Genomic DNA, 12,967 nt, shown 5'->3' with positions numbered 1-12,967 from the left:
TTTAAAACTTGACCCTTGATACCTGCCAAAGGCAGAGAAAACTTGAATTGTACACAATGGAATTAAAAGATAAATTAGTATCCTCTTTTATGGCTTTTGAAGAGGCTTTCGATGTGGATACAGATATACATCAATTAAGGAGCAATGCTATTAAGGAATTTGAAACCATAGGCTTTCCCTCTAAAAAGGATGAAGCTTGGAAATACACTTCTTTAAATTCGGTATTGAAATATGATTATAGCGTTTTCCCAAAAAAGGAAGATGTTATAGAATATAAGGATATTAAAAAGTACCTGATTAACGATATAGACTCCTATAAATTGATCTTTATAGATGGTATACACTCCTCCCATCTATCGGAAACCACACACGATAAAATAGATGTTTGCTTAATGTCCTCGGCATTGAACATATCTAAGTACAAGCCAATTATAGACACCTATTTCAACAAGATAGTGCCCAAAAACAGTGGGCTAAATGCGCTAAACACCGCTTTTTCCAAGGAAGGTGCATTTATTCATATCCGCCAGAATAAATCGGCAGACAAGCCCATTCAAATAATCAATTTTTCAACAGGGAACGAATCGGCTTTACTGGTTCAGCCCAGAAATTTAATTGTGGTGGGAGAAAATTCCCAAGTTCAAATTATAGAAAGGCATCAAAGTTTAACAGACCACCCGGTACTCACCAATTCTGTTACCGAGATCTATGCTGAAAAACGTGCCATTGTAGATTATTACAAGATCCAGAACGACAGGGATTCTGCTTCGTTGATAGACAATACCTTTGTAGAGCAGAAAGAAGAAAGTAATTGCTTTATGCATACCTTTTCTTTCGGGGGAAAATTGACCCGGAACAATTTGAATTTTTATCAAAAAGGAGAACGTGCTGAATCTACGTTAAAGGGAATAACAATAATTGAAGGGAAGCAACATGTAGATCACAACACCTTGGTTCATCATACTTCGCCCAATTGCGAAAGCCACCAAGATTATAAAGGCATTTTCGCCGATACTTCTACCGGAGTTTTTAACGGAAGGGTCCTAGTGGATAAAGAAGCACAAAAGATCAATGCGTTCCAGTCCAACAACAATATTCTAATGGACAATAAGGCAACTATCAACTCTAAGCCCCAATTGGAGATTTTTGCAGATGATGTTAAATGTAGTCATGGTTGTACTATTGGGCAATTGGATGAAGAATCATTGTTCTATTTGCGTTCCAGAGGAATTCCTTTAAAAGAAGCTCGTGCCCTTCTAATGTACGCTTTTGCCAATAATGTTATGGAAAGTGTGAAAATTCCGGAAATAAAAAAAAGAATAACACATCAAATCGCACTTAAGTTAGGAGTGAATTTAGGTTTTGATCTTTAATCCCTCATTGAGGGTTTAATTCAGCGAGGCTTGCCTCAAATTTTTAAAAGTGTTTTCCCATTCTTAGCTCGTGGGCTTGCCCCGAAGTTCTCTAATTGGGAACAAACTTTAAGTTTTGAATTCTTAAGAATAAAATTGTGTCCTGTATGAAAGCTGTTGCCAGTAAATTGCCATTAGATATAGAAACTATCCGTTTGGATTTTCCAATCTTGAAAAGAGAAGTAAATGGATACCCTTTGGTTTATTTAGATAACGCAGCTACTTCGCAAACCCCACAGCAGGTGATAGATGTAATTGTAGATTATTATTCCAATTACAACGCGAATATCCACAGGGGAGTGCACAGTCTTTCTCAAGAAGCTACAGATAAGTACGAGACTGCCAGAAAGAAGATCCAGCAGCATTTTAATGTGGCCAATTCCCACGAGATCATCTTTACATCGGGTACAACTCATGGAATTAACCTGGTAGCTAATGGATTTGCACAAGAGTTGAAAAAAGGAGATGAAGTAATAGTTTCAGCATTGGAACACCACTCCAATATTGTGCCCTGGCAGATGCTTTGTGAAAAAACTGGAGCTAAACTTCAAGTAATTCCCATGACCCAAGATGGCGAATTGGATATGGTTGCTTTTCATAAATTACTTTCTGTTAAGACGAAAATGGTTTTTGTGAACCATGTCTCCAATGCACTTGGAACCGTTAATCCTATTGAAGAAATAATTGAAGCCGCCCATAAAGCGGGTGCCGCTGTTCTTGTTGATGGAGCACAAGCTGCTCCACATATTAAAGCTGATCTACAAGCTTTAGATGTCGATTTCTATGTGGTTTCTGCCCATAAAATGTGTGGCCCAACAGGAATTGGAATATTGTACGGAAAAGAAAAATGGCTAAATAGACTGCCTCCTTACCAAGGGGGTGGCGAAATGATAGCAACGGTTTCTTTTGAAAAAACAACCTACGCCGAGCTTCCGCATAAATTTGAAGCCGGAACACCCAATATCTGTGGCGGAATCGCTTTTGGAGCTGCACTGGATTACATGAATGCAATAGGATTTAAGAACATTGCTTCCTATGAGCATCAGTTGCTTGAATATGCCACCAAAGAACTTCTCAAAATTAAAGGAGTAAAGATTTACGGGACTTCAAAAAATAAAACCTCGGTAATTTCTTTCAATATTGAAGGACTTCACCCTTACGATATAGGCACAATCGTAGATAAATTGGGGATTGCCGTTCGTACCGGTCACCATTGCGCACAGCCAGTTATGGATTTCTACAAAATTCCCGGAACCGTTCGCGCAAGTTTCTCTTTTTACAATACTTTTAAAGAGGTGGATTCCTTTATTGCAGCCGTGAAAAAGGCAAAAATGATGCTTCAGTAGCATTAATGGCAGCAATATTTAGCAATTTTTTGTGTATCCGCTTTATGTCCTATAGTTGTTTCGTCACCCTGAGACCCCTGATAAAAAAAATTAGCCAGCGTAGGGAATTAACGAATTTTTCATAGAAGCTTATGAGATGCTGAAACAAGTTCAGCATGACGACAATTCCCCATCGTCACCCTGAACTGGTTTCAGGGTCTTGGATTCACAAATAAATAAAAATACGTCAATGGTAATTTATTTCAGGGTCTCAATTTACTATATTGCTTAGTGTTATATGATTCTGAACCAAGTTCAGAATGACGTTATTTATCATTTTAGGATACTTTACGGATATACATATCAATTTTATTATTAGCCTTAAACAGCCCTGTTTCAAAATATTTAAATAGCGGTAATCAAACATCTTAAGTTTTCGTATTTTACCTCTTCAATTTTAACGATTTCTACTCAAAACCATATATTATGAAATTTATATTCATTCTTCTATTCCCCATTTTAATTGCTGAAACCTGTTCTCAAAACAATGAGCAGGAGAAAGACATCAGTTTCACATATGAAACGATCACTCGTGGCTCTAGAACTAGTTGCACGTTGAACAAAGAAGAGGTAAAAGTGGTTAAAAATATGGGCACAGAAACCAAGGCTTCAGAAAAAACGACCTCTAAGGACTGGGAAAACCTCATGGAAAAAATGGAAGAAATAGATGTCCCTAATATCAATAAGTTAAAACCACCAAGTAATAAAAGAACCTTTGATGGAGCTGCACATGCGATTCTAACTATTAAGATGGGGGACAAGGTTTACAAATCCAATTCCTTCGATCATGGCAACCCTCCAAGCGAGATCAAACCATTGGTTAAAGCTATACTAAGATTGGGGGAAACAGTTGAATAGCACATCTTGTTATTGTACTTTTGCATAAAATCACAGGAATGACCATAAAGGAAATACAAGAGGAGATCGTAGATGAATTTTCCATGTTCGACGACTGGATGCAGCGTTATGAATATATGATCGAGCTAGGAAAGTCGTTACCTTTAATAGATGAAAAATACAAAGTTGAAGAAAATTTGATAAAAGGTTGCCAAAGTAAAGTTTGGGTTCATGCCGTATTAGAAGGAGATAAACTTGTTTTTACAGCAGATAGCGATGCTATTATTACCAAAGGAATTGTGGCTATTCTTGTTCGTGCCTATTCCAATCAGCATCCTTCAGATATTTTAGATGCAGACACTAAGTTTATAGATGAAATAGGGCTAAAAGAGCATCTTTCGCCCACAAGAGCAAATGGTTTGGTTAGTATGATAAAGCAATTAAAAATGTATGCAATCGCATATCAAACACAATTAGATTAAGATGGAAACAGAAATAAACACTCAGGAATTGGGGGAAACAATAGTGCGGGTTTTAAAAACGATCTACGATCCAGAGATCCCGGTAGATATTTACGAATTGGGACTTATCTACGACGTGATGGTAAATACAGATTACGACGTTAAAATTTTAATGACGCTTACCACTCCTAATTGTCCAGTTGCAGAAAGTTTGCCAAAAGAAGTAGAAGATAGGGTGAGGTCTTTGGACACTGTCAAGGACTGTGAAGTGGAGATCACTTTCGATCCGCCCTGGACTCAGGATTTAATGAGTGAGGAAGCAAAACTAGAGTTGGGAATGCTTTAAGCCTCATTGAGGGTTTAACCCGCCTGAATGTTAAAAGTATTCCTCCCACATTAATTATTCTCGGGGACTTCTTTTCAGGTTTGTACCTAGGTACATGATTCCTTTATTTTTAATATCGAATTTTATAATAAAGACCATGTCTACAGAAATAATAAATAGAGTTGCAAATAGCAAGCTGGTAACCTTCGATCTCGAGGATTTTTACCCGCAGGGTGAACGCGTCTTATTAGACATTAAAGATTGGTTACTGGAAGGTTTGGTGTTAAGAGAAGCTGTTTTCAGGGAAAAGGCGCTAGCACACGATTGGAGCCAATATCAGGATAAATTTGTGGCTTTAACTTGTACTACCGACGCTATAATTCCGGCCTGGGCATACATGCTGCTTTCTACTTATTTAAGCCCTGTTGCAAAAAAAGTAGTAACCGGAGATCTGGACATATTGGAAACTATCCTTTATACTGAAATTATCAAAGATCTGGATGTTTCAGCATTGAAGGGAAAGCCGATTATTGTAAAAGGTTGTTCCCATAAACCAGTACCTCAAAACGCATATTTATTATTGATTGAAAAATTGCAACCTATTGCAAAAAGTATCTTATATGGGGAAGCTTGCTCTTCTGTACCATTGTTCAAAAACAAAAACGCTTAGATAGAATGAAGAAATTATTACTTGCTTTAACAGTATTTGTATTTGTTACTGCTTCAACTGTAAACGCTCAAGACAAAAAAGAACAAGATGTGCCACCTAATGGTTGGTCCAAAAATGGGAATATCCAATTGTTGTTTAACCAGTCTGCTTTCAACAAAGAATGGACAGGGGGTGGAACATCCAGTATCTCAGGGAATTTAACCCTGAATTACGATTTCAACTATAGAATGAACGATTTTACTTGGGACAATAGGATTCTTGCCAATTATGGCCTTACTAAAGTGAAAGATGACGAATTTACAAGAAAGACCAGTGATAGGATAGAATTCAATTCGATTGCTGGAAAACAGATTCAAGAATCAAAATGGTATTATTCCTATTTCTTGAATTTCAGGTCACAATTAGCCAAAGGATATGATTTTAGCGAAGATGCTGAAACAGGTGAAACCATAAGAACTGAAACCACGCACTTTTTATCTCCCGGATATTTGCAAACGGGCCCCGGAATGCTTTGGAAATATAACGAACACTTAAGTGTGAATATAGCTCCGGCAACTGCCAGACTTATTTTTGTAGACGATAAATTCACAACCGTTCCAGGATATGTAGATGGAGATTATTTTGGAGTAGATGAAGGAAAATCTACCCGGTTTGAGTTTGGAGCATCTATTGGGGTGTATGCAAAAATGTTCTTGTTAGAGAACGTAACCGCAGAGCATACCTTAAATTTATACTCTAATTACCTTGATAAGCCTGAAAATGTTGATATCGACTATTTATTGAATATAGAAATGAGCATCAACAAATATCTTTCTGCAAACGTGATCTTCCAAGCGATTTATGATGACAATACCGTTGGTGCTTTTCAAATTAGAGAAGTATTCGGACTTGGGATCAACCATAAGTTTTAAAAAGTCCTAGCTCATTTTAGGTTGTCATATTGTGTTGAAGTTTGGAACTGAAAAGCTACGTTTTCAGCCATATTGAACCAATAAATTTAATGGAGGTCAGTAGATAGTTAATTTATCAATGTCGCTATCTGTCAGGTTGAGCGTAGTCGAAACCTTTATTTAGAGGACGAAGAGTTCTCGACTGCGCTACCATTGACGTGTTTTTATTTATTTGTGAATCCAGGATCCTGAAACCAGTTCAGGGTGACGATACGGAATTGTCGTCATGCTGAACTTGTTTCAGCATCCCATCAGCTTATATAAAAAACACGTCAATTTCCTACACTGGATAATTTTTTTATCACGGATCTCGAACTGACATTGTGGTAAAGATTAAAATACTGATTATTAACAGGATAATCATCTTATTTAGATATGTGTTTGTCTACTGACCTCTGAAATTTAATATGGAATATATCCGTTAAAAAGGATATTTTCCATATTTTTGATTTATGGCTTTTGAAAAGGAATATATAAAGGGAAGAGGTGCTCAATTAAATGTTTCGAACAAATTTGATGCGCATAGTCACGAGCTACGCTCAGATTTTCTTAATTATTGTGCTGTTGAAGGAGATGAAGCAACCAATTCCAAAACAGTCCTCATAGATACTTTTCCAAAAACGATCGTGAATAAAGTGATGAGCCCAGATGTTGGAATGGGCTATTCTTTAAATCCGTATCAAGGGTGTGAACATGGTTGTATCTATTGTTATGCAAGAAATTCCCACGAATATTGGGGCTTTGGCGCCGGATTGGATTTTGAACAAAAAATTCTGGTAAAAAGAAATTCGGTAGAACTTCTGGCAAAAAAACTACAAAGTCCAAGATGGAAGGCGGCTCCAATTGTATTATCGGGAAATACAGATTGCTATCAGCCTATCGAAAAGAAATTGGAGATTACCAGACAACTTCTTAAAACGTTCTTGAAATTCAAACATCCAGTGGGGATAATCACCAAAAACTCCTTGGTGCTTCGGGATTTGGATTTATTGAAGGAATTGGCAAAAGACAATTTAGTCCAAGTACATCTTTCCATCACCTCTTTAAATGAAGAAACTCGAAGGCTCTTGGAACCAAGAACAGCAACTATCAAAAAAAGATTGGAAACCCTTAACCTATTAGCCTCAAATGATATTCCTGTAAATGTAATGATGGCTCCCATTATTCCGGGAATTAATAGTCATGAAATTATTCCACTTGTAAAAACCATTGCTGAAAACGGCGCCTTAGGAGTTGGATATACCATAGTTCGTTTGAACGGAGCGATCGGAGGAATATTTACAGATTGGATTAAAAAAGCAATGCCGGATAGGGCAGAAAAAGTATTGCATCAAATTGCTGAATGCCATGGGGGGAATTTGAACGATAGCGAGTTTGGTAGACGAATGAAAGGTTCCGGCAATATAGCAGAACAGGTATCACAGCAATTCAAGATCGCTCGAAAAAAGTATTTATCGGGCAGGGCGATGCCAAAACTTAATTGTGAACTTCATGAGCAATATAAGGATGGGCAAATGAAGCTGTTTTAATTCGAGATGGAAACCAAATATACAAACACTGGAAAATGATCTGAAAACCCTCCTGTGTACCCACTGTAATCATAGCTTCTAAAAGGATACCCACGGTATTGCCCATTCTGGGTAATGAGATAATGTGAGTTAAATATTCCAGCTTGGTAAAACTGAAGTCCGTTAGGGCTACCCAATAGAGATTCCGAAACCAAAATTTGGTCGAATAAATTCCAACTATCCCTATAGGCCAAAGAACCTTTACCTTGCTTTACCATGCTTTCCATAGGGTTGAATAGCTCTTGAGCCATGATGGTTTTCCGGTTATTGTTGGTTTTTAAAATTTTTTTAAAGCTCTTATCGGTTGGATCGTCATTAAAATCGCCCATGCTTAGGATTTTGGCGAATGGATCTTTTTTATAAAGCGAATCCATGATCTGTTTGTTTAGGTAAGCAGCTTTTTCCCTTCTATAATTGGTTTTTGCTTCTCCTCCACTTCTGGATGGCCAATGATTCACGATTATATTAATTTGCTCTCCATTAAGTTTGCCGGAAACTACCAACTGATCCCTGGTAAATATCCTTTTTGTAGGTTCATCCAGATCATATAATAGCAACCTTCTGGATTGGGACTCATCTGGAATAAATAATGATTTTTGATATAACAGCGCGACATCTATGCCACGCATATCTGGAGAATCATAATGTATTATTTGATAGTTGAATTTTTCTAAAAAGGGATGGCTGACCAGATCTTCTAAAACCCGCAGATTTTCGATCTCGCATAAACCAATAATGGCAGGAGATGTTTTGGAATTAGCAACGCCAATTTCGGAGATCACCCTAGCGATGTTCTTTATTTTATCCTCGTATTTTTCCTGGGTCCAAACATCTTTTCCTAGAGGAGTCCTGTCATCATCGAATGTTAAGGGATCATCTTCGGTGTCAAAAAGGTTTTCAACATTGTAAAACGCAATAGTATAGATATTGTAATCTTTTCTTTCCTGAGCCAAGGAACTATCTGTAATTAAAACAACTGCAATCAGAAAAATTACAATTGTTTTCAAATTTATACAATTACTAGTAGTCTGTATCATTAATGGCTAAAAGTTAAATTATTAGTGAATTTACATTTTTTATTAGTTCGATTTAATAAAAATAGTATCTTAAATGCTGAAATTGAGTTGTTTATAATGAAAGGCAGAAAGCTTTTATTATTTCTGATGCTTCTTGGCATCCTCAAGATTTCTGCTCAAAATACCGCCCTTACAGGTTCCGTAGTGGACGCCTTGTCTAATGATCCTATTGCAGGGGCTCGCCTGAAATTGGAGGGAACTGCCTATATAAAAACTTCAGGACAAGATGGGAGTTTTGCATTTGCCGATAGTTCCTTGGAAAGTGGTTCTTATATCTTGGAAGTTTCAAAAGCAGGATATATACTACTAAGAATTTCTGTAAATCTAGTTGGCGGAACAGCTAAAAGCTTAGAATTAATCCCATTGCAACCCGATTTTATGAAAGAGCAAGTTCAATTGGCGACCATAAGTTTGTCAGAATCTGAGTTAAATGAAGATCAAGGGGAGACCGATAATATTACTGGATTACTTTACGCAACCCGCGATGTGTTTCTAAATGCAGCAGCCTTCGATTTCAGCCAAACTTTCTTCAAGCCACGCGGATTGGGAAGTGAATATGGAACTGTTTCTATCAACGGAGTGGAGATGAACAAGTTCTTCGATGGAAGGCCACAATGGAGCAATTGGGGAGGATTAAATGACCTGCAGCGGAATCAGGTTTTTGCCAATGCTTTGGTTCCTGGGGAAACCACCTTTGGGAATTTGGCGGGAAACACCAATATCATAATGCGTGCATCCCAGTATGCGAAAAATGGCAAACTTTCCTATGCGTCTGCAAATAGAAGTTATTCTGGGAGGCTTATGGCAACGTATAGCTCTGGGGAAAAGCCTGGGGGCTGGTGGTATGCCTTGGGTTTAGCAAGAAGATTTGCCAAAGAGGCTTATGTGGAAGGCACTTTATACGATGCAAACTCTTTTTTTATTTCAGCAGAAAAAAAATTGAACAATGCACATAGCATAAATTTCACGGGATTTTATACTCCAAATATTCGAGGGAAATCTTCAGCAAACACTCAGGAGGTTTACGATCTAAAAGGCAGGAAATATAATTCATTTTGGGGCATTCAGAATGGGGAGATCAGGAATAGCAGGATCAAGGAAGTAAAAGAGCCCATTTTAATGCTGAACCATTTCTGGAAACTTTCAGAAAAATTAAAAATAAACAATAATGTGGCCTACCAATTTGGATCGATTGGAAATACTCGTTTGGATTTTGGTGGAACCCGTTTGGTGACCCAAACAGATGGACAACAAAGTTTTGTAGGTGGCGGGAGCAACCCAGATCCCTCCTACTATCAAAAACTACCTAGTTATTTTTTGAGGTTTTTTGACAATCAGAATTTTGAAGCGGCCTATCGGGCTCAAAAGGATTTTCAACAGAATGGACAAATCGATTGGCGGGAGCTATATAAAGCCAATAGTTCTTCCCTAAACAATGGTGGAAATTCAATTTATGTAAGCGCTGAAGATAAAGTGGAAGACAAGCTGTTAAATGTAAATTCAATTTTAACTGCGAATATCAATTCCTCATTAATGCTAACCGCCAAGCTAAAGTTTTCCAATCTAAATAGCGAAAATTATGCTGAAGTAAATGACCTTTTAGGCGGAACGGGATATCTGGATGTAGATTTCTTTTCTGAAGGGGACAAGGCACAAAGTGATCTTTTGAACCCAAATAGGATCGCCAAATTAGGAGAACGATTTAAATACAATTTTAAGTGGAAAGCAGCTTCTGCTGAAGCATTTATAAATGCATTGATTAGGACCGAAAAGTGGGATTCTTATGCAGCCTTCAGTTTATCTCAAACCAATTACCAGCGTGAAGGATTATATAAAAACGGAAATTTCCCGGAAAGTTCATTTGGAAAAAGTAAAGCGCTAGACTTTACAGATTATGGGGCAAAGGCCGGGACTGTATGGAAAATTACCGGGAAGCATTTGTTGGAATTTAACGCGGGCTATTTCACAAAGGCTCCCGCTCTTAAAAATTCGTTTTCTAATTCGAGGCAAAACAACAATGTAGTAGAGGGGATAAACAGCGAACGTATTTATTCTGGGGATGCCAGTTACATTTTTCGAAGTTCCTTTTTAAAAGCTAGGCTTACGGGATATTTTACCCAGATCAACAATGCCACCGAAATCTCCTTTTATTATGCCGATGGGCTTTCTGGTTTGGGAAGAAATAGCACCACAGCTTTTGTACAGGAGATATTAACAGGTATAGATAAACAACACCTTGGTTTAGAAATGGGAGCCGAGGCGCAAGTAACCTCCACTTTAAAGTTGAAAACAGCTGTTGCCATGGGACAATTCACCTATAACAACAATCCCAACTTAAAACTTACCTCCGACGATTTTATTGAAGCCCAAGATTATGGGGAATCGAATTTAAAAAATTACAGGATCGCGGGTGGCCCGCAACGAGCCGCACAAATAGGATTTGAATATCGTGATCCCGATTTCTGGTGGTTTGGCACGACGCTCAATTATTTTTCCCATGCTTTTGCAGATGTGAGTCCGCTTGCTAGGACCAGCAATTTTGCGACAGATTCTGATGGCTTGCCACTTTTAAATTATGACGAGAATATGGCACGAGACCTCTTAAAACAAGAACAATTTGACGATTATTTTTTATTGAACACCGTGGGCGGAAAATCTTGGCGAATAAAAAATTATTATATAGGATTTTTTGTGAGCATCAACAATATTTTGGACGAATTGTATAAAACCGGAGGTTTCGAGCAATCTCGAAATGCAAATTTTAGAACCCTTAAGGCAGATAGGGATCGGGAACAACCAGTATTTGGATCTAAATATTGGTATGGAACGGGAGCTTCCTATTATGGGAATGTATATATAAGATTTTGAAAAATATAAATGGAAAGAAGATGAAGAGATTTAAAATTATTGAGTTGGTAGGGCTATTATTTTTAGTCTTTTTAATGAATGCTTGCGTAAAAACCGATGATTTTGAAGTGCCTAAAACCACGGAAGTTGATGATGGTTTCGATGGGAATCTGACCAGTATTTCAGGCATAAAAGGCAATTATAACCCTACAACGGGTGAGATATATACCTTTCAAAATACAGAGGATTTTATTGAAGGCTATGTGATTTCCAGTGATGAGGCTGGGAATTTTTACAAGAAACTCATCATACAAGATCGGGCTGCCAATCCTTCTTCAGGAATTCAAATTTTGGTGGATAATACCTCCTTATTTTCAACGTATGAATTTGGTAGGAAAATTTATATAAAGTTGGACGGATTGAGTTTATGGTTTAACAATGGCGTATTTCAACTGGGAATTCAGAATAGAGGAGATGTCGTTGCAATTCCAGCATCTTTAATAGATGAGCATATTATGAGGTCTGGAATTTCTTCAGAAATAGAACCACTACCGCTGGATATAAAGGATTTTTCTGAAGCCTATAGAAACCTGTATGTACGTTTGGAAAGGGTGCAATTCAATAGAAATCTGGTAAGAGAGGAGAAGCGATTTACATTTGCTGCTGAGGTAACCGATAGATTCGATGGGGAACGACAAATAGAGAGCTGTACAACTGGCAGCACAAGTTTTTTGAGCACTAGCACCTTTTCAGATTTTAAATCTTTGTTGTTGCCTCAATTATCAGGAAACATTGAAGGAGTTTTAACCCGAAATTTTTACGATGATCAATTTGTGGTAATTCTTAATTCTCCAGAAGACCTTCAATTTGAAGCTGATGCCAGATGCGATCCAGCCTTTTTGAAATGCGGCGAAAATGAAACAGAAGGCTCAAAAGTATTATTTCAGGAGAATTTTGTTGGAGTGAGTAATGAGAATATTTTGGATGGCCGGGGATGGACCAACGTAAACGTAAATGGGGGAAACGAGCGTTTTGAAGATGGGATCTTGAATAGCGATCGGTATATTAGGATTTCGGCATATGAGACTTCAGAAAATCCTTTGGAAGCTTGGCTGATAACTCCTGGAATTAATTTTAACAACTCCATTAATGAAGTGCTGAGTTTTGATTTGAAATCTTCTTACGATAATGGGGTGTTGCTATCTGTGCTTATTACAACAGGTTTTACAGGAAATCCACTTACTACAGAATGGCAACTTTTGGATGCCAAGATCCCTGTTGGGCCAACCAGCCAGTTTGGTAAAAACTTCAAAAACTCCAAAATTGATGTTTCTTGTTTGGAAGGGACTGTACATGTGGCATTTAAATATCTCGGGGCGGCACCAGATAAAACAACCACTTATGATATTGATAATATTAGGGTTACGGGAAAGTAA

The 12,967-nt window shown here is 37.7% G+C and carries 11 protein-coding genes; 10 read left to right on the top strand and 1 reads right to left on the bottom strand.

The features are described 5' to 3' along the window. The first annotated feature begins 56 nt into the window (after positions 1 to 56). From sufD to JM83_RS06705, 8 genes are all read left to right on the top strand, one after another. Positions 57 to 1,373, top strand: a complete 1,317-nt coding sequence (sufD, locus tag JM83_RS06740) for a Fe-S cluster assembly protein SufD (protein ID WP_144960583.1) — start codon at positions 57 to 59, stop codon at positions 1,371 to 1,373. Positions 1,374 to 1,519: 146 nt separating this feature from the next. After that, entirely contained in the window at positions 1,520 to 2,758 is a 1,239-nt protein-coding gene (locus tag JM83_RS06735) for an aminotransferase class V-fold PLP-dependent enzyme (RefSeq protein ID WP_144960580.1), read from the top strand. A 465-nt stretch (positions 2,759 to 3,223) separates the two neighbouring features. Further along, the gene (locus JM83_RS06730) at positions 3,224 to 3,655 is read left to right on the top strand and encodes a hypothetical protein (RefSeq protein ID WP_144960578.1); all 432 of its coding nucleotides are present in this window, start codon (positions 3,224 to 3,226) and stop codon (positions 3,653 to 3,655) included. 38 nt (positions 3,656 to 3,693) lie between these two features. After that, positions 3,694 to 4,116, top strand: a complete 423-nt coding sequence (locus JM83_RS06725) for a SufE family protein (protein WP_144960576.1) — start codon at positions 3,694 to 3,696, stop codon at positions 4,114 to 4,116. Position 4,117: 1 nt separating this feature from the next. Next, positions 4,118 to 4,441, top strand: coding sequence for an SUF system Fe-S cluster assembly protein (locus tag JM83_RS06720; RefSeq protein ID WP_144960574.1), 324 nt, complete (start codon positions 4,118 to 4,120; stop codon positions 4,439 to 4,441). 136 nt (positions 4,442 to 4,577) lie between these two features. After that, the gene (locus JM83_RS06715) at positions 4,578 to 5,090 is read left to right on the top strand and encodes a DUF2480 family protein (protein WP_144960572.1); all 513 of its coding nucleotides are present in this window, start codon (positions 4,578 to 4,580) and stop codon (positions 5,088 to 5,090) included. A 5-nt stretch (positions 5,091 to 5,095) separates the two neighbouring features. After that, positions 5,096 to 6,001 carry a DUF3078 domain-containing protein gene (locus tag JM83_RS06710; protein ID WP_144960570.1) on the top strand — a complete coding sequence of 302 codons (906 nt, stop codon included), beginning with the start codon at positions 5,096 to 5,098 and terminating at the stop codon, positions 5,999 to 6,001. Positions 6,002 to 6,492: 491 nt separating this feature from the next. After that, entirely contained in the window at positions 6,493 to 7,569 is a 1,077-nt protein-coding gene (locus JM83_RS06705) for a PA0069 family radical SAM protein (RefSeq protein ID WP_144960568.1), read from the top strand. On the opposite strand, the gene JM83_RS06700 is transcribed toward JM83_RS06705, so the two are convergent. After that, positions 7,566 to 8,615, bottom strand: coding sequence for an endonuclease/exonuclease/phosphatase family protein (locus JM83_RS06700; protein WP_261376378.1), 1,050 nt, complete (start codon positions 8,613 to 8,615; stop codon positions 7,566 to 7,568). The genes JM83_RS06705 and JM83_RS06700 overlap by 4 nt on opposite strands. A 126-nt stretch (positions 8,616 to 8,741) precedes the next feature. Here JM83_RS06700 and JM83_RS06695 point away from each other — a divergent pair, with 126 nt between their 5' ends. Together JM83_RS06695 and JM83_RS06690 are read left to right on the top strand one after the other, a co-directional pair. Further along, positions 8,742 to 11,552, top strand: a complete 2,811-nt coding sequence (locus tag JM83_RS06695; protein WP_144960566.1) for a carboxypeptidase regulatory-like domain-containing protein — start codon at positions 8,742 to 8,744, stop codon at positions 11,550 to 11,552. Between the two features lie 20 nt (positions 11,553 to 11,572). Next, positions 11,573 to 12,967 carry a DUF5689 domain-containing protein gene (locus JM83_RS06690; RefSeq protein ID WP_144960564.1) on the top strand — a complete coding sequence of 465 codons (1,395 nt, stop codon included), beginning with the start codon at positions 11,573 to 11,575 and terminating at the stop codon, positions 12,965 to 12,967.

It is taken from the genome of Gillisia sp. Hel_I_86, from assembly GCF_007827275.1.
Classification (GTDB): Bacteria; Bacteroidota; Bacteroidia; order Flavobacteriales; family Flavobacteriaceae; genus Gillisia.
This window is presented reverse-complemented; position numbering and strand designations above follow the sequence as displayed.

Excerpts from the sequence above, each read along its gene's own strand:
- sufD (WP_144960583.1), top strand. The coding sequence starts at position 57 with ATGGAATTAAAAGATAAATTAGTATCCTCTTTTATGGCTTTTGAAGAG.
- JM83_RS06735 (WP_144960580.1), top strand. The coding sequence starts at position 1,520 with ATGAAAGCTGTTGCCAGTAAATTGCCATTAGATATAGAAACTATCCGT.
- JM83_RS06730 (WP_144960578.1), top strand. The coding sequence starts at position 3,224 with ATGAAATTTATATTCATTCTTCTATTCCCCATTTTAATTGCTGAAACC.
- JM83_RS06725 (WP_144960576.1), top strand. The coding sequence starts at position 3,694 with ATGACCATAAAGGAAATACAAGAGGAGATCGTAGATGAATTTTCCATG.
- JM83_RS06720 (WP_144960574.1), top strand. The coding sequence starts at position 4,118 with ATGGAAACAGAAATAAACACTCAGGAATTGGGGGAAACAATAGTGCGG.
- JM83_RS06715 (WP_144960572.1), top strand. The coding sequence starts at position 4,578 with ATGTCTACAGAAATAATAAATAGAGTTGCAAATAGCAAGCTGGTAACC.
- JM83_RS06710 (WP_144960570.1), top strand. The coding sequence starts at position 5,096 with ATGAAGAAATTATTACTTGCTTTAACAGTATTTGTATTTGTTACTGCT.
- JM83_RS06705 (WP_144960568.1), top strand. The coding sequence starts at position 6,493 with ATGGCTTTTGAAAAGGAATATATAAAGGGAAGAGGTGCTCAATTAAAT.
- JM83_RS06695 (WP_144960566.1), top strand. The coding sequence starts at position 8,742 with ATGAAAGGCAGAAAGCTTTTATTATTTCTGATGCTTCTTGGCATCCTC.
- JM83_RS06690 (WP_144960564.1), top strand. The coding sequence starts at position 11,573 with ATGAAGAGATTTAAAATTATTGAGTTGGTAGGGCTATTATTTTTAGTC.